At 67.8% G+C, this 21,262-nt stretch carries 17 protein-coding genes; 10 read left to right on the top strand and 7 right to left on the bottom strand.

Annotation, left to right across the window (positions count from 1 at the left end):
- Positions 1 to 22 precede the first annotated feature (22 nt).
- A complete protein-coding gene (locus tag ACZYYX_RS23935) occupies positions 23 to 598 on the top strand; it encodes a TetR/AcrR family transcriptional regulator (protein WP_463817115.1) in 576 nt (191 codons plus the stop codon).
- Positions 595 to 1,710, top strand: a complete 1,116-nt coding sequence (locus tag ACZYYX_RS23930) for a DUF1214 domain-containing protein (RefSeq protein WP_463817114.1) — start codon at positions 595 to 597, stop codon at positions 1,708 to 1,710. Before ACZYYX_RS23935 ends, ACZYYX_RS23930 begins: the two co-directional genes overlap by 4 nt.
- Positions 1,711 to 1,716: 6 nt before the next feature.
- Here the strand turns inward: ACZYYX_RS23930 and ACZYYX_RS23925 are convergent, their stop codons facing one another.
- Entirely contained in the window at positions 1,717 to 2,148 is a 432-nt protein-coding gene (locus ACZYYX_RS23925) for a VOC family protein (protein ID WP_463817113.1), read from the bottom strand.
- 113 nt (positions 2,149 to 2,261) lie between these two features.
- Positions 2,262 to 3,725, bottom strand: coding sequence for an FAD-dependent monooxygenase (locus tag ACZYYX_RS23920; protein WP_463817112.1), 1,464 nt, complete (start codon positions 3,723 to 3,725; stop codon positions 2,262 to 2,264).
- 89 nt (positions 3,726 to 3,814) lie between these two features.
- Between ACZYYX_RS23920 and ACZYYX_RS23915 the strand changes: the two genes are divergently transcribed.
- Positions 3,815 to 4,462: a TetR/AcrR family transcriptional regulator gene (locus ACZYYX_RS23915; protein ID WP_463817111.1), complete on the top strand. Its 648-nt coding sequence runs from the start codon at positions 3,815 to 3,817 to the stop codon at positions 4,460 to 4,462.
- Positions 4,463 to 4,483: 21 nt separating this feature from the next.
- Here ACZYYX_RS23915 and ACZYYX_RS23910 read toward each other — a convergent pair whose 3' ends face one another.
- Both ACZYYX_RS23910 and ACZYYX_RS23905 read right to left on the bottom strand, forming a co-directional pair.
- The gene (locus ACZYYX_RS23910) at positions 4,484 to 5,281 is read right to left on the bottom strand and encodes an aminoglycoside phosphotransferase family protein (protein ID WP_463817110.1); all 798 of its coding nucleotides are present in this window, start codon (positions 5,279 to 5,281) and stop codon (positions 4,484 to 4,486) included.
- A complete protein-coding gene (locus ACZYYX_RS23905; protein WP_463817109.1) occupies positions 5,281 to 6,447 on the bottom strand; it encodes an LLM class flavin-dependent oxidoreductase in 1,167 nt (388 codons plus the stop codon). Before ACZYYX_RS23905 ends, ACZYYX_RS23910 begins: the two co-directional genes overlap by 1 nt.
- 67 nt (positions 6,448 to 6,514) lie before the next feature.
- Here ACZYYX_RS23905 and ACZYYX_RS23900 point away from each other — a divergent pair, with 67 nt between their 5' ends.
- On the top strand, positions 6,515 to 7,885 hold the full coding sequence (locus ACZYYX_RS23900) for an APC family permease (protein ID WP_463817107.1): 1,371 nt from the start codon (positions 6,515 to 6,517) through the stop codon (positions 7,883 to 7,885).
- Here ACZYYX_RS23900 and ACZYYX_RS23895 read toward each other — a convergent pair.
- Complete coding sequence (locus tag ACZYYX_RS23895) at positions 7,882 to 10,503, bottom strand: ATP-binding protein (RefSeq protein ID WP_463817106.1); 2,622 nt, start codon at positions 10,501 to 10,503, stop codon at positions 7,882 to 7,884. The two genes, ACZYYX_RS23900 and ACZYYX_RS23895, sit on opposite strands and share 4 nt — an antisense overlap.
- A gap of 59 nt (positions 10,504 to 10,562) precedes the next feature.
- Here ACZYYX_RS23895 and ACZYYX_RS23890 point away from each other — a divergent pair, with 59 nt between their 5' ends.
- The 5 genes from ACZYYX_RS23890 to ACZYYX_RS23870 are packed head-to-tail and all read left to right on the top strand — an operon-like array spanning position 10,563 to position 16,529.
- Positions 10,563 to 10,943, top strand: a complete 381-nt coding sequence (locus ACZYYX_RS23890) for a DUF4242 domain-containing protein (RefSeq protein ID WP_463817105.1) — start codon at positions 10,563 to 10,565, stop codon at positions 10,941 to 10,943.
- A 50-nt stretch (positions 10,944 to 10,993) separates the two neighbouring features.
- On the top strand, positions 10,994 to 11,692 hold the full coding sequence (locus tag ACZYYX_RS23885; RefSeq protein ID WP_463817103.1) for a PAS and ANTAR domain-containing protein: 699 nt from the start codon (positions 10,994 to 10,996) through the stop codon (positions 11,690 to 11,692).
- A 30-nt stretch (positions 11,693 to 11,722) separates the two neighbouring features.
- A complete protein-coding gene (locus ACZYYX_RS23880) occupies positions 11,723 to 12,088 on the top strand; it encodes an STAS domain-containing protein (RefSeq protein ID WP_463817102.1) in 366 nt (121 codons plus the stop codon).
- On the top strand, positions 12,085 to 16,218 hold the full coding sequence (locus ACZYYX_RS23875) for a SpoIIE family protein phosphatase (protein WP_463817100.1): 4,134 nt from the start codon (positions 12,085 to 12,087) through the stop codon (positions 16,216 to 16,218). The genes ACZYYX_RS23880 and ACZYYX_RS23875 overlap by 4 nt, the downstream gene beginning before the upstream one ends.
- On the top strand, positions 16,218 to 16,529 hold the full coding sequence (locus tag ACZYYX_RS23870) for an STAS domain-containing protein (RefSeq protein WP_463817099.1): 312 nt from the start codon (positions 16,218 to 16,220) through the stop codon (positions 16,527 to 16,529). The genes ACZYYX_RS23875 and ACZYYX_RS23870 overlap by 1 nt, the downstream gene beginning before the upstream one ends.
- 18 nt (positions 16,530 to 16,547) lie before the next feature.
- Here the strand turns inward: ACZYYX_RS23870 and ACZYYX_RS23865 are convergent, their stop codons facing one another.
- Entirely contained in the window at positions 16,548 to 17,513 is a 966-nt protein-coding gene (locus ACZYYX_RS23865) for a DNA polymerase domain-containing protein (RefSeq protein WP_463817097.1), read from the bottom strand.
- Positions 17,514 to 17,766: 253 nt separating this feature from the next.
- On the opposite strand from ACZYYX_RS23865, the gene ACZYYX_RS23860 reads away from it, so the two are divergent.
- Positions 17,767 to 20,589: an MMPL/RND family transporter gene (locus ACZYYX_RS23860; protein WP_463817096.1), complete on the top strand. Its 2,823-nt coding sequence runs from the start codon at positions 17,767 to 17,769 to the stop codon at positions 20,587 to 20,589.
- Here ACZYYX_RS23860 and ACZYYX_RS23855 read toward each other — a convergent pair.
- Positions 20,579 to 21,262 carry an HAD family hydrolase gene (locus tag ACZYYX_RS23855; protein WP_463817094.1) on the bottom strand — a complete coding sequence of 228 codons (684 nt, stop codon included), beginning with the start codon at positions 21,260 to 21,262 and terminating at the stop codon, positions 20,579 to 20,581. The genes ACZYYX_RS23860 and ACZYYX_RS23855 overlap by 11 nt on opposite strands.

Raw genomic sequence — 21,262 nt, 5'->3', positions numbered from 1 at the left:
TTATGTTACTCTTGGTCACGTAATGACGACAGAGCTCGGCCGGCCTCGGGACCGGCGTATCGACGACGCCGCGCTGGCCGCCGCCGCCGAGATGATCGGCGAGGTGCCCTACGCCGAGCTGTCGGTCGGCGCGATCGCGCGGCGCGCAGGCACCAGCAAGCCCGCGATCTATCGGCGCTGGCCGAGCAAGGCGCACCTGGTGCACGAGGCCGTGTTCCCGATCGGCGAGGCGACCCAGATCCCGTCGACCGGCTCGCTGGCTACCGACATCCGCGAGATGGTGCGTCGCGTCGCGGCCTTGCTGACCGCCGCCCCGGCGCGCGCCGCCATCCCGGGGCTGATCGCCGAGATGGCGGCCGACCCCACCCTGCACTCCGCGCTGCTCGAACGCTTCGGTGATGTGATCACCCGTGGCCTCGGCGATTTCCTGCGCGATGCCGTCCAGCGCGGCGAGGTCCGCGCGGACGTCGACGCGGCAGAGCTCGCCGAGGCCGTTGTCGGCATCACGATGCTCTCACTGCTGACACGCACCGATACCCCCGATGACGGCTGGCTCGACCGCGCCGCCACCCTGATCACGAGAGGAATCGCCACGTGAGCGCCGAATCCACTACCGCCTGGCAGGAATTGGTCCAGACCCTGGGTGAGCTCGACCGCGGCTTCATCGAGGGTGACCGTGCCGTCGTCGACGACCGCCACCTCGCCGATGGCTACCGGATGATGGCCACCACACTCGGAGTCGCCTTCGACACGTACCTGTTCGCTGAGCGCAGCCGGCCTCAGTTCGTGGAGCTCAACACGCCATTTCGCCGAGACCGTCGCTGGGGAGGCGACAACACCGACGCGTGGTATCACCTGTGCCCGGTCGACGAGAACCGTCGTTACCGGATCAGCGGCAATCGTGGTGACAGCGTGTACTTTTCGGTGACCGCCTACAACGAGCCGGCATCGGGCAGCTGGTCGGATCGGATCGTGGACATCGTCAACGATTCCGACCTGGAGGCCAGCGGTCGCATGGACGCCGACGGTGGCTTCTCGTTCGAGATCGGGCCGTTGCCGGAGGTGGCGGTGCTCGTGACCCGGGATTATCAGGCCGATCCACTGACCGGGAGGCCGGTGCGCTGGCACATCGAGGCACTCGACGAGCCCGACCCGATTCGGCATTCAGATGCCGAGACCGCCGCATCGCTGCGCGCCTGCGCGGCCTGGCTGCGCACCATGTTCGCCATCGTCCCGTTGGCCGTCGGTGCCCGGGTCGACGATGCGCACGCGCTCGGACACGTTACCGGCGCCATCGCCAACGAATTCGGCGAGCCGTACCAGGTTCCCGACGCGAACTTCGGGTGGTCGGCCCGCGACGCCTGCTATGCCTACGCGAGCTTCGTCCTCGACGACGACGAGGCGCTCGTCGTCACCCATCGCCCGCCGGCTTGCCGCTTCTGGAATCTCGTGGTGTGGAACCAGTTCATGGGCGGCCACATCGTCACCGACGCCCGAGTGTCGATCAACGGCGCGACCGCTGTGCCCAACAGCGACGGCTCGGTGACCGTGGTGATCGCGAAAAGCCAGACAGCACATCCGAATGCGATCTCGACCGTCGACTACCCGCGTGGCAACCTGGCGTTCCGCTGGTTTCACGCTGAGCGGGTGCCCACGCGGCCGGACGTCGCGCTGGTGAAGCTCGCCGACGCGCCGACGCAGGTGACCTGACGCCGCTCAGTCCAGCGGGGCGGTCAGCTCGATGTTGACGTCGTCGGGATCCTGGAAGGACAGGATCGCGATGCCGGCCTCTTCAAGGACCGTGATGGCCCCGTGGGGAATCCCCGCCTCCGCGAGCGCGCTCTGGGCCGCCGCCAGTTCCGCACGGCCGGCGACGGCGAAGCTCACGTGATCCAGGCCCAAGTGCTCCGGATCGAAGTCGCCGCTGCCGCCGGGGCGCAGCCCGAACAGTGTGCCTTGCGGCGTCTGATACACCGCACCGCCGAAGAAGCGCTCGGCTGACTGAGCGACACCCGGGTCGTCGGCCATCGAGGACGCATCCACCACCAGCGGCCAGCCGAACACCGTGTCGTAGAACTTCTTGGAGCGCGCGATGTCGCTCACGGTGATGCGGACATGGGCGAACCCGGTGCTGTCGACAAGAGCCATGCCGTCCGGAGTACCCGCCTGGAGATAGCTCCGGGGGCTCAGCGGAGCGTATTCATCGAATCGTCATCTGACTTCGGTCGCTCGTCTCATCGCGCGGGCTCGGGCCCGAGGCGCTACGCGAACCACTTGTCGAGTGCATCCACGAGTCCCGCGGAGGAGCTGTCCGCCGCCCAGGCGATGTGGCCATCGGGTCGGACCAAAACGGCCTGCGGCGCCGCCACCTCGCCGATGACCGGGAGCTCCCAGCTTCCGTTGTAATGCACGTCGTATGTCGACACTTCGTCCGACCAGGGCGTGATGTCGACATCGAATGATCGGCCACCGAACTTGAGCAGGACTCCATTGCCCTGGTGCAGGAGCGTGAACACCCGGGTGGGGCCGGAAGGGGTCTGCAAGTCGAGGTCTGGCATGCGGCGGCCGAGCAACGGGTGGTCGCCCCCGTGGTCGCTTCCGAGGTCGTAGTGGATGTCCAGACCGCACATCATGGCCGCCACCCAGATACGAGGTTCGTCCATGGCGAGCAGTTCGCACATGGTGTCGCGGAGAGCGTCGATGCGTTCCCCCGTGCCGTTGAGAGCGGTTTGGGCCATGGTGTTGTGCAGAACGCGCGCCGCGACGGGGTGCCGTTCCGCGTGGTAGGTATCGAGGAGTTGTTCACCGGATGCGCCACGCACGACGCGAGCCAATTTCCATCCGAGGTTCACCGCGTCCTGGATACCCGTATTGAGGCCTTGGCCGCCGATCGGGAAATGGATGTGCGCGGCGTCACCGGCCAACAGAACGCGGCCGGCTCGGTAGGTCGCTGCTTGTCGGGTTGTATCGGTGAAGCGGGAAATCCATGTGGCACTGCGTAATCCATAGTCTGTTCCGCAGACGGCAATCAACTGCTCACTGAGGTCGGCCAGGGTGGGTTCGGCGGTGTTTCCGACCTGCGCTTCAGTCACCATCACCCGCACGGTGTCTTGGCCGTGAAAGGTGAAGAACGAATGGAACCCGCCTCGTCGGTGCAGACCCCACGGCGGCACGGAGTCCATGTCGACGTCGGCGACCAGACAACTGGTCGAGGCGCCCCACCCTGGGAAGGCGATCCCGGCCGTCTTACGGATGGAGCTGCGACCTCCGTCGCACCCCACCAGGTATTCGGCCCGAAGCGTTGACCCATCCGACACCGCAGCGTGAACCCCGGTCTCGTCCGCGGCGAAGCTGGTGACCTCACGGCCGTAGTGCACGGACACGCCCAGTTCGGCAACCCAGTCCGCCAGGATCGTCTCGATGCGGTACTGCAGCAGTCCGAGCCCGTAGTGATGCCGGGTTGGCAGATCGGAGACGTCGAAGAACAGTCCTGCATAGTGGACGTTCTGACCCGTGGTCCCTTCGGCGATGAATCGATCGGCAATGCCACGCTGATCGAGCACCTCGATCGTGCGCGGTGTCATGCCACCCGCACGCGAACCCGCCAGGTCGCGATCGACTCGACGTTCGACCACGGCGACGTCGGCTCCCGCAAGCGCCAACTCGCCAGCCAGCATCAGTCCCGTCGGGCCCCCGCCGACGACTACCACCTGGTGCTCTGTCACATCTCACTTCCAAGGTAAACAATGTTTACCATCGAAGTGTGAGGCTATCCGAGCGCTCTGTCAACACGTCCGATCTACGCTGGGCCGCAATGGTCAAGCGTGGATTAACCCGTGACGCGCTGGTGGCGCTCGCTCACGAATACGTTGGCGCCAACGGACTCGACGCGCTGACGATGCGCCGGCTGGCGGCAGCTGCCGAAGTAACTCCTGGGGCGTTGTACAAGCACTTTCGGGACCGCAAGGACCTCCAGCGTGCGATGGCCGACGCGATCTACGCCACCATCGATCTCTCCGACATCGACTGTGCTGTCCCATCGGTCCAGCAGGTGAAGGTCTGCTGCGAACGAATGCGCCGCGCCATGATGGCATTTCGGGACGGCGGACGCATCATCGCCGGCTCCTACGCGCCCTTTGCTGCCACGCTCAATCTGTCGGCGACGCTCATCGAGCTCCTGAGCGCAGTCACGGCACCCCAATTCAGTCCAGGCCAGCTTGCAGCGTTGTTACGTTCCTACACAACCGGATTCGTTATCGACGAGCAGGCCTTCCTAGAGCTCGAAGCCACAGACGAGTGGGACACGCTGCTTCAGCAGATCGCCGACAGCGGCCACCCTCGGCCCGCTGAGGCTGATGACCTCATCGCGATACTCACCGGTGACCGTGACCGGCGGTTCGACGCCGGGCTCGACATGATCCTCACCGGACTCGTGCGAGCCGGCTCGGCTCTACCCGACTAGACGGAATCTCTCTCATGCCGGTCAGTCCTGGACCGCTTTGGCGATCGCCAGGTATCGCGTCACCTCATCCGCGCGGGAGGCTCGGGCGGCCGCGCGCACCATGCGCACGATCACCCAGGCACGGGCGCGATCCTCGTCGAGTCCCGCGACATCGACCAGTGTCCAGAAGCGCGCTCGAACACCGTCGCGCACCCGCCCGGCAACCTCGTCCCAGCGATGGGTGAGCATCGGTGCCACCTCGTCGTTGCGGTCGCCGTTGACCGGGCGGGGATCGACGGCCAGCCACGGCGTACGGTCGGCGGCGCGCACCGACGTGAAGTGGAGGTTGCCGTGCATCACCACCTCCGTGGCGCCGCCGGCGAGCAGATCCCGACCGAGGATCTGCGCCTGGTCGACCAGCCGGCGCGGTACGGCGGTACCGGCATGTCCCGCGTCGTCGAGCCAGCGCCGCAATGCGTCTGCCGCCGAGGGCAGTTGGGGCATCGCCGGGACATGGAGCCGCGCGTAGAGGCCGGCCACCACCTCGCAGGCGTCGGTGTCGCTCAGCGTCTCCAGCGTGGCCGGGCCGGCCCGCTCGGTCAGCACCGCGTGGCGGTGCGGGTCCGCACGGAGCAGTCGGACCGCGCCGTCGCCGGCCCACCGTCGCAGTACCAGATGTTCGTCGGCAGACGCCGGTGAGCCGATCTTGAGCAGGGCGGGTGCGCCGTCGGCGGTGCGCACCGGGAGGGTCAGCGCGTCGGCGTCTTCGTCGGCCGGTCCGTCGGCACGCAGCCGCCACTCGTCGACCAACTGCGGTACCAGGTCAGCCCGATCGGGCACTACGGCGCGGCCGGGGATTGTTTGGCGTGTTGTTCGGCAGCGTGGTCCTCGATCGCCTTGCCGATGGCATGCGCTGCACGGTCGACGAATTCGCGCCCACTTGCGGTGACCCACTCCTGCGACGCGCGGGGTGGGGTGAGCTGACCGGTGAAATGCGGGATCACGTACTGCGCGAAGAGTTCGTAGCTGCGCAGCTTGGCCGCGGGTGGGGCCCAGTCGTGGTCGAACAGCAGGAACGCCCCGAACCCGCCGTCGCTGGCCTCGATGAGTTCCTCGATCTTGGCGACTGCGTCCTCCGGCGTGCCGATCACCGCGAAGCCGGACTCGTGATTGTTGGCCACGATCTCGGACACGGTGTCGCCCTGCACCGGCCCCGCGGGCAGGATGTGGCTGAAATACCTTGAGAATTCGGCGATTCCGTACGCGACGTCGCGCTCGGCCTGCTCGCGCGTCTCGGCCAGATGCATAGGGCCGACGAGGCGCCACTTCGACCGGTCCGCGACGTGCCCGTGCTCGAGTGCCACCTCCTCCCACGTCTGCCAATGCTGGGCCAGTAGATCCATTCCCTGCCGGGCGGTCGCCGCGATCGACAGCATCCCGATGCCGTGCTTGCCCGCTCCGCGTGGCCCGGTGGGGGAGAACGAGGCTGCGACCGCGACGTCGAAGCACGGATCGCTGTAGGGCGCGAGCTGCAGCCGGGCCTCCTGCAATGTGAAGCCGTCGGTGTGCATCGTGACGGTCTCACCGCGCAACAACCGCATGATCGCTTCGAGGCACTGCTCCATTCGGGGGCGCTGCTCGTCGGCCGGGATGCCCAGCATGTGCGCATCGGAGGTCAGCTGACCCGGCCCGCAGCCGAGCATCACCCGCCCGCGGGTCAGGTGGTCGAGCAGCACCATGCGATCGGCCAGCATCAGCGGGTGGTGGTAGGGCAGGGAGCTGACACCGGTACCGAGCTTGATGTGCTTGGTGCGCTCCGCGGCAACGCCGATCATGACTTCCGGCGAGGCGATGATCTCGAATCCGGCGGAGTGGTGTTCGCCGATCCAGGCCTCGTGAAAGCCCAGCCGGTCCATGGCGACGATCAGGTCGAGGTCGCGTTCGATCGCGAGCGTCGGATTCTGCCCGGTGGGGTGAAACGGTGCCATGAAGTTCCCGAAGCGCATCCGACCATTCTGCGGTGTCGCTCGATTCCTCGGGCCTAGATGGCGAGGCAGCGGGTACTGAGATCCGATGGCATCCGATACCGACCCGGCGCGCGACACCGACACCGGGTCGACGAAGCTGGCCCGCCGCATCACGGGCCCTCTGCTGTTCCTGTTCATCCTCGGTGACGTTCTCGGCGCGGGGATCTACGCGCTGATGGGTGTGCTGTCGCAGGAGGTGGGCGGTGTGCTGTGGGCGCCGCTGGTGATCGCCTTGGTGCTGGCGCTGCTCACCGCAGGGTCCTACGCCGAACTGGTCACCAAGTACCCCCGCGCGGGAGGAGCGTCGGTGTTCGCCGACCGGGCGTTCGGCAGACCCCTGCTGTCGTTTCTGGTCGGCTTCTCGATGCTCGCCGCGGGCGTGACCAGTGCTGCCGGACTCGCGCTGGCGTTCTCGGGCGACTATCTCGCGACGTTCGTCGACGTACCCGTCGTCCCTGCGGCGTTGGTGTTCCTGCTGTTGGTCGCATGTCTGAACGCGCGAGGTATCTCCGAGTCGCTGAAAACCAACGTGGTGATGACGGTCGTCGAGCTGTCCGGCCTGCTGATCGTCATCGCGGTGGTGGCGGTGATGCTCGGCCGCGGTCAGGGCGACGTCGGTCGCGTCGTCGAGTTCCCGGACGGGTCGACCCCGGCGCTGGCGATCCTGGGCGGCGCGATCATCGCCTATTACTCGTTCGTCGGGTTCGAGACGTCGGCGAATGTCGTGGAGGAGATCAAGGATCCGAGCCGGGTGTATCCGCGGGCGCTGTTCGGTGCGTTGATCACAGCAGGGGTGATGTACGCACTGGTCGGTGTGGCCAGCGCGATCGCGCTGCCGGCGAGCGAATTGTCCGAGTCCTCGGGCCCGCTGCTCGCCGTCGTCGCCGCATCCGGCGTCGGTGTGCCCGACTGGGTGTTCAGCCTCATCGCGCTGATCGCCGTGGCCAACGGCGCGTTGTTGACGATGATCATGTCGAGCCGTCTCGCCTACGGTATGGCCGAGCAGGGTCTGCTGCCGACGGGGCTGACCCGGGTCTTGCCCCGCCGCCGCACGCCGTGGGTCGCTATTGTCGCGACCACCGCGGTGGCGATGCTGCTGACCCTGGTCGGCGACCTGTCCACCCTGGCCGAGACCGTGGTGTTGCTGCTGCTGTTCGTGTTCCTGTCCACCAACGTCGCGGTGCTGGTGCTGCGTCGTGACGAGGTCGCCCACCGGCACTTCCGGGTGTGGACGTTCGTGCCGGTGCTCGGCGTCGGTTCGTGCCTGCTCCTGTTGACGCAACAGAGTGCGCAAGTCTGGCTGTTCGGCGGGATCCTGTTGCTGGTCGGCGTCGTGCTGTACGCCATCGCGCGCAGGGTGACGCAGCGACAGTCGGCTACGTCGCACACACGGGCCGACGACCGCACAGGGGTCTAGAGCGGGGCGGACGGCCGGGGGAGCAGTCCCGCCTCGTGGGCGCGACGTACCGCGTCCCGCCGGCTCGTGGCGCCCAGCTTGGTGAGGATCGCCGACACGTGGTGATCGACCGTCTTCACCGACAGGAACAGCCGCTCGGCGAGCTCGGCGTTGGTCAGCCCGTCGCCCAGTAGGCGCAGTACCTCCACCTGCCGGCTGGTCAGCCCGGCAGGATGGGCGAGGGTGCTGGTGCGCCGCGGCCCGGGAACGCCGGACATGCCGGCCGCGCGCAGGTTGGCGCGCATCCTCGCGGCGATCGCGTCGGCCCCGAGCCGGTCCAGCATGTCAAGCGCCCGGCGCGACAACAGCGGGTCAGCGGTGGAGCCACACGCCAGCGCGGCCTCGTAAGGGCTCGACAGCTCCTCGAATGCCCGCGCTGCGTCGTCGAGTTGGCCGTCGAGAAGCAGCGCATACGGTTCGGCGACGCCGGCGGTACCGGTGACCGGCATGCCCAGCCGGTGCAACCACACGGCGAGATCGCCGCGCGCCCACTCCAGGCCGCTGTGAGAACCGCTGTCCCGCAACAGAACCAGGCAGTGATCCAGGTGTGGGTCGGGCTGGCCGGTCACCCAGCTGCGTTCGGCGAAGGCAGACGCGACAGGCAACATCCGCACCAGCTCTCCGAAGCGCTCGGCGAGCTCCCAGGCCTGATCGATCAGTCCGCTGTCACCACCGTCCCGACGCAACGCGACGAGGCCGCGGATGAGCAGGGGCCACATCCTGGCCAGCGGGGCGCTCGGGCTGCGCAGCACCGAATCGGCGTCGGCCAGCGCGGCGGCCCAGTCGCCGGTCAGTAATCCGAGTCTGCTGCGCGACCCGACCTGCACCATGCGGCAAATCGGCAGATCGTGTTCGACCATCAGCGGGATGCTGTGTCGGAGCAGCTCTGCGGCCGGCCCGAGCCGTCGTTGCTCGACGTCGAAGTGCGTGAGGTTGGTGTATCCGCTCGAGTAGATCTCGTCGATGTGCCGGGGTGCTGCCGCCAGGACGGCCAACAACCGGTCCCGCGAGTGCGCTCGCCCGGACAGGATGCCGCAGTACTGACCGATCAGCTCCACCCGTGCCGTCAGATCGGTGTCGGCGACGGCGGTGGCGATGTCGCGCGCACCACGCAGGATGCGCTCGGCGTCCTCGATGCTGTTGGCCTGCACCGCAAGGAATGCCTGCATGGCAAGACCGTGCCCGAGCTGACAGAGTTGCGTTGAATCGCATTCGCCGGCAAGTCTTTCCAGCGCTGCCACGGCATCGGCGGCGTGTTGCTCAGCCGCGGCGCGGTTTCCGCTGTACCACTCGTAGACAGCGAGGGCGTGGTGGTTCGCGCTCACCGCGGCCGAGTCGCCCAGGGCGCGGCGCAGCAGCAGGGCCCGTCGGCTGGCGGCGATCGCATCGCTGAGCCGGTCGGTCAGGTAGTACTCGGGGGCGAGCAGCTCGAGAAGCTCTGCCTCGACGGCGTCGGAGAGCAGCCCCCCTTGTTGCAGGGCCAGCTCGAAGAACTCGCATGCCTGGGTGTGCGCCCCCGTCCGCGCGGCCGCCCGGCCGGCGTCGGCCGCGGCCGCGACGGCCAGCGTCATGTCCCCGGCGCCGAGTGCGTGGTGGGTGAGCACTGCAGGGTCGGGCGTCGCGACGGTGCTCAGGGCCTCGACGAATCTGCGGTGCAGGCTCGGTTGCGCGCCGGGCGGGAGCGCACCGGCGACGGCGCGCCGGCAGAGGTCGTGGCGGAACGCCACGCCACGGACGTCCCGCCGGATCAGCTTCGCCTGGTGGGCCGCGCGCAGCGCGGGCAGCGTCACACCGAGCCCGACCAGCAGCTGATCGCCGATCGCGCCCGGGGCGCAGGTCAACAGTTGCAGGAGGTCCCACGTGTCGGCACCGAGGTCGGCGGTGCGGGCCAGGATCGCGTCGCGCACCGTCGTTGGCAACTCTGCGCCGTCAGAGCAGTCCTGGTCGAGCATCTCGCAGACGAAAAACGCGTTGCCACCGGTGATCCGGTGCAGCCACACCGGGTCGACATCACGCGTGCCCACCAGCGCGGTGACGGCGTCCACGTCCAGTGGGGGCACGGTCAGCGTCTGTGCATGCGCGGAGCGGGCGACGTCTCCCAGGAAGCCTCGCAGTGGATGGGTCAGGTCGACCTCGTCGTCGCGCAGGATCCCCACGATCAGCAGCGTCGACTGCGCGGCCCGGCGCAGCAGGAAGCGGCACAGGTCGAGGGTGGCCTGATCCGCCCACTGGAGATCGTCGAGGACCAGGATCGCGGGCGAGCTGCGCAGTTCGTCGAACATCGACACGAAGATGTCGTACGGCTGCTGTCCCTCGGCGAGTTGTCGACGGGTGGGCGGACTCAGTTCATGGGCGACGTCATGAACCGGTCCGAGTGGCCTCGGGGTGGACAGCGGATCGCAGGCGCCCCACAGGACGCGGGTGTGCTCGCCGACCCCGGCGGCGAACTGCTCGACGAAGGTCGTCTTGCCGGCGCCGGACTCCCCGCACACCAGCACCGCGCCACCATGACCGGCGCGCGCCCTTGCGTGCATGGCCGCGAGCTGCTCGTACTGCCGCTCGCAGCCGGTGAGCGTCACCCAGGAATCGTATCGGCAACCTGCCGACCGTCACCTAGGTAAATGGGGAGGTTCTCCCGATGACCGTGGTCGCCGTATCGACCAGAGTCGACGACGTCCGGCACGGGCCGGACCACGAGAATCGAGAACAGGAGAGGCTCATGCAGAGATTCCTCATCGAGCGGCACATCCCCGGGGCATCGGAGCTGACCGAGGAACAGCTGGCGACCATCGCCTGCACGTCCAACGCCGCCGTCGACTCCCTCGGCGTCCCCTATCGCTGGGTGACCAGCTATGTCGCGGGGGACAAGATCTATTGCGTACACGAGGCAGACGACGAGGACGCCATCCGTGAGCACGCCCGCCGCGGCGGGTTCCCGGCTGACGTCGTGGTCACGATCGCGCACGAGTTCGGGCCGCACAGTGCCGAATCGGGCACCACATCTGCTGTCGGAACATGACTTCTGAGCAGAAGGCCGATCCGGCGGAGGGGTGATGGGATAATGGCGGCATGCCGGAATCCGCCCGCGCCTCCGCCTCGTCTTCCGGGCCGCCGTCGGCCGGACCGTCGTCGTCGACCAGTCAGCTGCCGGCCGGCGGATTCCGCTTCTGGTTCGTCGGGCAGCGCTGGGAATGGTCGGATGAGGTGGCGCGGATGCACGGCTACGAACCCGGCGCCATCGAGCCGACCACCGAGCTGTTGCTCTCCCACAAGCACCCCGAGGACCGCCGGCCCGTCCAGGAACTGCTCGACTACGCGTTGCACTTCGGCGGCTCGTTCAACAGCAAGCATCGCTTCGTCGACACCGGCGGCGTCGAGCACGACGTGATCGTGATCGCCGATCGGATGTACGACGACGAGGGTGCGGTCGTCGGCACCGAAGGCTATTACGTCGATCTGACCGAAACCCTCGACAGGGAGCGACGTGCGGCGCTCGACGAGTCGCTGCCCGATCTCTTCGAAGCCAGAGCGGCCATCGAACAGGCCAAGGGCGCACTGATGCTGGTCTACGGCGTGGACGCCGATCAGGCGTTCAAGCTGTTGCTGTGGAGGTCGCAAGAAACCAACACGAAGCTGCGAGCACTGGCGGCGCAGCTGGTGTCCGAGCTGAGTGCGGTTACGGTCGACAGCGGGGGTGTACGCCGCCAGGTCGACCATCTGATGCTCACGGTGCACGAACGGGTCGGCTCGAACGCCGAGCGCCGATGATGGGGCCGGTGATGGTGGATACGAAGGTGTGTGGGGTTGCTGGACGTCGTACAGGATGTTGACGGTGGCGCGGTGGTGGTGTGCGTCCGCGGTGACGTCGATTCGAACTCAGTCGGTGCGCTCGTCGATGCGCTCGACGGCGGTCTGTCCACCGGCGCGACGGCCCCGACGAAGGTGTTGATCATCGACCTGACACGGGTGACCTACTTCGGCAGCGCAGGGTTGAACGCCGTACTGGGCTGCTATGAGCGGGGCCGCGACGTCGGCGTCGCGGTTCGCGTGGTCGCCGACAACCCGGAGGTGATCCGGCCGATCGAGGTGACCAAGCTGGACACCGTGCTGCGTCCCTTTCCCTCCGTCGCGAAAGCGTTGGCAACGGACGCCGGTTCGCTGTGACGTCTCCCGGCCCGTTCACGGATGGCGGCGAGATCGGCCGGGACCTCGCTCGGGTGGACTGGGCCGCCACTCCGCTGGGTCAGCCGCAGCAGTGGGCACAGAGCCTGCAGACCGCGGTCAGCATCCTGTTGTCCTCGCGGTTCTCGATGTGGATGGCGTGGGGTCCAGAGCTGACCTTCTTCTGCAACGAGGCCTACCGCCGGGACACGTTGGCGCGCAAGTACCCCTGGGCGCTCGGCCGGCCCGCGCGCGAAGTCTGGGCGGAGATCTGGGCCGACATCTACCCCCGCATCGAGCACGTGATGTCCACCGGCGACGCGACCTGGGACGCTGCGCTGCTGCTGTTCCTCGAACGCTCCGGTTACCCGGAGGAGTCCTACCACACGTTCTCCTACAGCCCGCTGCGCGACGACACCGGCACCGTGGTCGGTCTGCTCTGCGTCGTCAGCGAGGACACCGTGCAGGTGATCGGTGAACGTCGGATGGCCACGCTGCGCGATCTGGGCTCCGATCCCAGTGTCGCCCGCACCGAAACGGAGATCCTCGCGTTCGCCGATCGGCAGTTGAGCCACAACCTTCGGGACCTGCCGTTCACGCTGACGTACCTCTTGGACGCCGACGGAATTGGGCGCCTGGCAGGGATGAGCGGGATCGGAGCGGATCATCCCGCGGCGGCGGCAGTCATCGCAGCGGACGGTGACATCTGGCCGGTCGCGCCGGCCGCGGCAGGCCAGACGATCGTCGTCGATCTCGACGACTTCCCGCCCATGCCGACCGGTGACTGGCGAGAATCGCCCACCCAGGCGTTGGTGACCCCGCTCCTGCAGCAGGGTGGCGGCGCGCCGGTGGGGTTCCTGGTGGCCGGACTGAACCGCTATCGACCGCTCGACGAGGGCTACCGCGGCTTCGTGACTCTGGTAGCGGGCCACCTCGCCGCCGGTGTCAGCCTGGCCCGCAGCTACCGCGCGCAACAGCGCCGGGCCGAGGAACTCGCCGAACTCGACCGGGCGAAGACCACCTTCTTCTCCAACATCAGCCATGAGTTCCGCACGCCGCTGACCCTGATCCTCGATCCCGTGGCCGAGCTTCGGCGCCGCGAGGATGTCGACACCTCCACCCGTGAAGAGCTCGACGTGGTGTGGCGCAACGGGTTACGGCTGACCAAACTGGTGAACACCCTCCTCGATTTCTCGCGCATCGAAGCCGGCCGGGCGCAGGCGACCTATGTGCCCGTCGATGTCGGTGCGGCGACCGCGGAACTGGCGAGCGTGTTCCGGTCCGCCGTGGAACGGGCGGGGTTGACGTTTGCGGTGGATTGCGCGGCGCTCGATCAGCCGGTCTACGTCGACACCGACATGTGGGAGAAGATCGTTTTCAACCTGCTGTCGAATGCCCTCAAGTTCACGTTCGACGGCACGATCTCGGTCTCCGTCCGCCAGGACGGCGACGGGGCGTTGATCACCGTGTCGGACACCGGGACCGGGGTGCCGACCGACGAGATCCCGCGCCTGTTCGAGCGGTTCCATCGCATCGAGAACGTCGCGGCCCGCTCGCACGAGGGCAGCGGTATCGGGCTCGCGCTGGTCAAGGAACTCGTCGAATTGCACGGCGGGACCATCGATGTGGACAGTACCCACGGCGTGGGCACCACCTTCGACATCCGGCTGCCGTTCGGCACCGATCATCTCCCTGCCGAAGCGATCGCGTCGGAATCGGTCCGCCGCCTCGGCGCCTCGGCGGACGCCTACGTCGAAGAGGCGATGCGCTGGCAGGGTGAAGCGGACACCGACAATCGGTTTACCGCAACGGTTTCCGGCGCTGACGCACCGCAGTCGCCGCTCTCCGGGGCGCCGGTTCGGGTGCTCGTCGCCGACGACAACGCCGACATGCGGGACTACCTGACCCGATTGCTGCGATCCGACGGTTACGTGGTCGACGCCGTCACCGACGGTGTGCGGGCGCTGGAATCGGTGCGCGCCAACCCCCCGGAGATGGTGATCAGCGATGTGATGATGCCGGGGCTCGACGGGCTCGCCCTGGTGTCGGCCCTGCGCGCCGACCGGCGAACCGCCGCGGTCCCGGTGCTGTTGCTGTCCGCCCGTGCCGGGCAAGAGGCGTCCATCAGCGGTCTTCAGGCCGGGGCAGACGACTACATGGTCAAGCCGTTCGCCGCGGCCGAACTGCTGGCCCGCGTGCGCACCAATGTCGAACTCGCCCGCCTCCGTGACCATCACGCGCGATGGCGCACCGCGCTGGTCGACTCGCTGCAGGAGGCGTTCTTCCTGTGCGACGAGGGCGGCTCGGTCATCGAGATCAACGGCGCGTTCACCGACATCCTCGGATTCGACGCGTCCGGCCTGCCGTATGCGCCGGTGTATCCCTGGTGGCCGTCGGCCGACACGGACGCCGACGCCCACCGCGAGGTCGCCGAGGCGTTCGGCAGCCTGATGGACCAGCCGCACGGCACCATCAATCACGTGCCCGTCACTCACCGTGACGGGCACCGGCTCTGGGTCACCGCGACGTTCACCCACTCCGAGGACCCGGACACCGGCCGCAAGGTGGTGGTCGGCACCATGCGTGATGTCACCGCCGAGCACTACCTGGTTCAGCGCGAGTCCGCGCTGGCGTCACTCAGTGATGCTCTGGCACAGGCGGATACGCTCGGCGACGCGGTGCGGGCCGCCGCCGAGCAGCTGCGTGGCGTCTGGCACGCCCGCCGGGTGGTCGCCGTGACGTTCCCGGCGGATGGCTCCGGATCACGCTCCAGCGCACCACATGTCGTGAGCGCCGGGGAGAGTGTCGCAGGCTGGGGCGGATTGTCCGAGCGTGCGCAGCGCGCGATCACCACGCTGCGCGACGGCGATTTGCTGGACCCGGCTACCTCGGAGCCCGGGTCGGCCGGGGTGGCCATGCAACACCCCCGCGGCATCCTGGTGATCCACATCGAGCTCCTCGAGCAGCGCCGGTTCACCGCCGAAGACCACACACTGCTCACGGTGCTCGCCGGCCGGCTCGGTCAGGGGCTGCAGCGGGTACACCAGATCGACCAGCAGCGCGAGACCGCGCTGGCGTTGCAGCACGCGATTCTCGGGCCGGCCCTCTCGACGGGGTTCGCGGTGCGCTACCAACCCGCCACCCGGCCGCTGCAGGTCGGCGGGGACTGGTACGACGTCGTCGACCTCGACGACGGCCGGATCGGGTTGATCGTCGGTGACTGTGTCGGGCACGGACTGGCCGCCGCGACGGTGATGGGTCAGCTGCGCAGTGCGTGTCGGGCCCTGCTCCTCGAGCATCCCAGCCCTGCCGCGACGCTGTCGGCGCTCGACCGCTTCGCCGCGCGCCTTCCCGGGGCGCGGTGCACCACCGCGTTCTGTGCGGTCCTCACCCCCGGGACCGGCGAGCTGACCTACTCCTGCGCCGGGCATCCGCCGCCCATTCTGGTTTTCGCCGACAAGACGACAGAACTGCTCGACGACGCCCGCTCCACACCGCTGGCCGTCAGATACGGGCAGCCGCGCCCCGAAACGCGCGTCACGATGCCGCCGCGTGCCACCCTGCTGCTCTACACCGACGGCCTGGTCGAGCGCCGCAGGGAATCGATCGACGACGGCATCGCCCGCGCCACCGGCGTCGTCGGTGCTCATCGCGGCACCGCGCTCGACGAATTGGCCGACGTGATCATGACCGGGCTGGCGCCGGACAGCGGTTACGACGACGACGTGGCGCTGCTGCTCTACCGGCAGCCCGCGCCGCTGGAGATCGACATGACCGCCGACGTGGCCGAGCTGGCGCCGAGCCGCGCCGCCCTGCGGACGTGGCTCGGGAGCGCAGGTGTCAGCCAGGAGCAGACGCTCGACGTGCTGATCGCGGTCGGTGAGGCGGTGGCGAACGCGATCGAGCACGGCCACCGCGACGACCCCGGCGGGACGGTCAGCCTGCATGCCAGCGCGTTCGCCGACCACCTCCAGGTGACGATCCGCGACACGGGCCGCTGGAAACCGCAGGCCGAGACGCCGGCGATCCATCGGGGACGCGGCCTCGGGCTGATGCATGCCCTGATGCAGGATGTGTCCATCGACTCCCAGACGACCGGCACCACGGTGCACATGCAGGCGAGGATCGCGTGATGGCCACTCCGCTGGAGGTGCACACCGACCGCCGCGACGACGGCACAACAGTGGTGGCGGCGGCAGGCGAACTCGACCTGAGCAATGTCGCCGTGTTCTCCGAGGCCCTCGGCGCTGCGGTGCGCACCGGCGACGAAGCCCCGGTGCGCGTCGATCTGACCCGGATCGAATATCTGGACAGTGGCGCCATCAACGTGCTGTTCGACCATGCCGACGCCATCGATGTGCTCGTCAACCCGATCCTGATGTCGGTCCTGACGGTCAGCGGCCTGGACAAGGTCACGACGGTGCAGGCCGCGCCGCCCCAGTAGTTCAGACGGCCCAGTAGTTCAGTTTCCGGCCTGCCGGCGGGCGCGGGCACGTCGCTTGCCCTCGTGCATCGCCGCCACCCGTGCGACGGGGATCGTCCGTCCGTGCTCGATCAGCTCGTCGGGCAGCCGCTGCGGCATCGGCATCGCCTCGGCCCACGGGTCCCGTCCGCCGAGCAGCTCCACCGCCGTGGTGATCGTGAAATCCGACGGGTGCACGCTGTCGAGCTCCGACCATGCGACCGGAAACGACACCGGCGTCCCGGGGCGTAGGCGTGGGCTGTACGCCGCGGCGACGGTCGCCCCACCCGAGCGGGTGGCATCGATGAACACCTTGCCGGCCCGGTCGGAGACGATGAACGCCGTGGTCGCGATCGCCGGATCGAGCGCCTCGGCCCGCGCCGCGAGCGCGCGGGTGGCCGCGGCCACGTCCTCACCCGGAGTCTGCAGCCCGCCCAGCTCGACCGGGACGAAGACGTGCAGACCTCTCGACCCGCTGGTCTTCACCGCGCCCGTCAACCCCACGTCCTGCAGGGCCCGACGGGCCAGTTCCGCGACCGAGACGACCGCGGTGAAGTCTGCACCGTCGGGTGGGTCGAGGTCGAGGATCAGGTGGGTGGGCCGGTGAACGTCGCCGGCCAGGCCCAGCGCCGGGTGGTACTCGACGGCACGCTGGTTGGCCAGCCACAGCAGCGTGCGCCGGTCGTTGCAGAGCGCGTAGCGAACGTCGCGGTGCGACGCCTCCGCCCACATCTGCACGGTCGGCACCCATTCCGGGGTGTACGTCGGCAGGTTCTTCTGCATGAACGGGGCACGGCCGCGCAGCACGCGCAGGACGGTCAAGGGCCGATCGGCCAGCACCGGGAGCATCCGGTCGGAGATCGCGTCCAGGTAGTCGACGAGGTCGCGTTTGGTCGCCCCGCCATCCCCGTCGAGGGGCTGGTCGAGGTTGGTCAGGTCGACCCCCGCGCGCTCCTCTGACGACATCAGTCGCACAGCTCCGAACGCATTCCGCCAGCCTACGGAGCAACGCAACAGTGACGTTCGCGAGCGCAGGGCCGACGACAGGGTGGCGAACCGGTAACGTCTGCCCGGATCGACAGCGAAAGATTTGATGAGCTAGTTGTATGTATCTTCGACGCGCCGGGTGATGCGCGGGCGACTCCACGACGTGGGTCTGGAATGGGCCCGGAAAAGGCCTGGAAAAGGGCGAGGTCAGGCTTGATGGGGACGATGCACGATGGCGAATGAGCACTCGGGAGTGGCGCGGGTCGTGCGCGCCCTCGCCGTGCCCATTCTGCTGGGCTGGCTCCTGCTGACCGTCGGGACCAACGTGCTCCTCCCGTCGCTGGAGAAGGTCGGCGAAGACCGCACCGTGGGTCTGGCCGCCAAGGACGGACCCGCCTACATCTCGATGAAGCAGATCGGCGCGAACTTCGAGGAGTTCGACTCCGACAGCACCGCGATGATCGTGCTCGAGGGGGACCACCCACTCGGCGACGAAGCGCACCGCTACTACGACACGCTCGTCGACAAGCTCGAGGCCGACAAGGCCCACGTTCAGCACGTCGCCGATTTCTGGGGCGACCCGCTGACCGCCTCGGGGGCCCAGAGCGCGGACGGCAAGGCCGCGTACGTCCAGATCAACCTGCACGGCAATCAGGGCGAACCACTGGCCAACGAGTCGGTCGCCGCGGTGCGCGAACTCATCGACTCCACCCCCGCGCCGCCGGGCATGACGACCTACCTGACCGGGCCGGCGCCGCTGATCGCCGACCAGGCGCACGCAGGCGACAGGAGCATCTTCCGCGTCACGCTGATCACCATCGGCGTCATCGCGATCATGCTCCTGCTCGTCTACCGGTCCGTCGTCACGATGCTGCTGATCCTGTTCATGGTGTTCATCGAGCTCGGCGCGGCCCGTGGCATCGTGTCCTTCCTGGCGATCAACAACGTCATCGGGCTGTCCACGTTCGCGGTGAATCTCTTGGTGCTGATGGTCATCGCGGCGGGTACCGACTACGCGATCTTCGCCATAGGGCGCTACCAGGAGGCGCTCGGCGCGGGCCAGGATCGGGTGACGGCGTTCTACACGATGTTCAACGGCACCGCGCACGTCATCCTCGGCTCGGGTCTGACGATCGCGGGCGCCATGTCGTGTCTGAGCTTCACGCGGTTGCCGTACTTCAACTCACTCGGCGTGCCCTGTGCGGTCGGCACCTTGGTGGCAGTGCTGGCCGCAATGACGCTCGGGCCCGCGGTGGTGGTGATCGCGGGCCGTTTCGGAGCTTTCACTCCCAAGCGCGCGATCAGCTCCCGCGGCTGGCGCCGCATCGGCACGATGGTGGTGCGCTGGCCCGGGCCGGTGCTGGGAGCGACGCTGGCGCTCGCGCTCGTCGGGCTGGTCACCCTTCCCGGCTACAAGACCAACTACGACGCGCGAAACTACCTGCCGTCCGACATCCCGGCGAACGTCGGGTACGCCGCGGCGGATCGCCACTTCGGCACGGCGCGGATGAATCCCGAACTGCTGATGGTTCAGAGCGACCGCGACCTCCGGAATCCGGCGGACTTCCTCGTCATCGACAAGATCGCCAAGGCCCTGTTCCGGGTACCTGGTGTCGCCCGCGTGCAGACGATCACCCGCCCCGACGGCAAGCCGATCAAGCACAGCACCATCCCGTTCCAGATGAGCATGCAGGGCACGCTCATGCAGCTGAACCAGAAGTATCAGCAGGACCGGATGGGTGACATGCTCACGCAGGCCGACGAGATCCAGAAGACCATCGACACGATGCAGAAGATGTACGGCATCACCCAGCAGATGCGCGACACCACGCACCAGTTGGTGCTCAAGACGAAAGACACCGCCGTCGACGTCGCGACCCTCCGTGACAACATCGCCAACTTCGACGACTTCATCCGTCCGCTGCGCAGCTACTTCTACTGGGAACCGCACTGCTACAACATCCCGGTGTGCTGGGCGATCCGCTCGGTGTTCGACACCCTCGACGGGATCAACACGATGAGCGACGACATCGCCGCCATCGTTCCCGACCTGGAACGCCTCGACACGTTGATGCCGCAGCTGGTGGAGCTGCTGCCTTCTCAGATCGAGACCATGCGGTCGATGAAGTCGATGATGCTGACGATGTACCAGTCGCAGAAGGGCATGCAGGACCAGATGGCGGCGCAGCAGGACAACGCGTCGGCGATGGGGGAGGCCTTCGACGATTCGCGTAACGACGATTCGTTCTACCTGCCGCCGGAAGTGTTCACCAACAAGGCCTTTCAGCGCGGTATCGCGCAGTTCATCTCGCCCGATGGCAAATCAGTGCGGTTCATCATCAGCCACGAGGGCGACCCGGCGACCATCGAGGGCCTCGACAAGGTGGACCCGATCAAGACGGCGGCCAAAGAGGCGATCAAGGGCACCCCGCTGGAGGGATCGAAGGTCTTCCTCGCCGGCACCGCGGCCACCTACAAGGACATGAAGGACGGCTCGCACTACGACCTGCTGATCGCCGGAATCGCCGCCGTCACCTTGATCTTCGTCATCATGCTGATCATCACCCGGGCCGCGATCGCCGCGGCGGTCATCGTCGGTACGGTGCTGCTGTCCCTCGGCGCGTCCTTCGGTCTGTCGATTCTGCTGTGGCAACACCTGATCGGCCTCGAGCTGCACTGGATGGTGCTGCCGATGTCGGTGATCCTGCTGCTCGCCGTCGGTTCGGACTACAACCTGCTGCTCGTCTCGCGGTTCAAAGAGGAGAAGGAAGGCGGGCTGAAGACAGGCATCATCCGCGCGATGGCGGGCACCGGTTCGGTGGTCACCTCGGCGGGGTTGGTGTTCGCGTTCACGATGGCCTCGTTCGCCTTCAGCGACCTGGCGGTGATGGCGCAGGTCGGAACCACGATCGCACTGGGTTTGCTGTTCGACACACTGATCGTGCGCTCGTTCATGACGCCGGCGATGGCCACGATGCTGGGCCGGTGGTTCTGGTGGCCGCAGCACGTGCCCAGCCCGGCGTCACGGCGCAGACTGGCCGCCCTCAGGAGCTAGCGGCGAGTTTGCCGATTGGCGTCGCGTCGAGGTGCACCAACAAGTCGGCGGCGTTCTCGAATACGGCAGCCGCGCCCGCCTCGGACAACTCGCCCCTCGACACGCCGCCGGAGAGGACACCGACCGAGGTCAGGTCGACCCGGCGGGCAGCCTCGCAGTCCCAGACCGCGTCGCCGACGAACACCGCCTCTGCGGCGGTGACGCCGGCCCGCTCCAGTGCGACCTCGACGATGTCGGGTTGTGGTTTGGCGGTGTCGACGTCCTCGGACGACGTCACCTCGGACACCACGTCGTCGCAGTCGAGAACCTCACGCAGCGTGCGCAATTCGTCGTCGGGCGCGGAGGTCGCGAGCACCACCTGCAGGCCGAGGTCCGCGACGCGCCGCAGCAGGTCGCGCGCGCCGGGCAGGGGAGTGAGCAGGTGCGCACTCTCCCGGTAGAACTCGCTGTGCTTGCTCTTGAGTTCATCGAGCTGACCCTGGCCGGTGTCGTCACCGGCCAGGGTCTTCACCAGCGTCGTGCCGTCCATGCCGATGCACCGATGGATCCGCCACGCCTCGAATCCCACGCCTTCTGCGTCGAAGGCGCGAATCCAGGCGTAGATGTGCAGATAGTTCGAGTCCACGAGGGTGCCGTCGACGTCGAACAACACGGCAGGACGGGCTGAAGGCAT

The organism is Mycobacterium sp. IDUB_1 (assembly GCF_055419625.1).
This window is presented reverse-complemented; position numbering and strand designations above follow the sequence as displayed.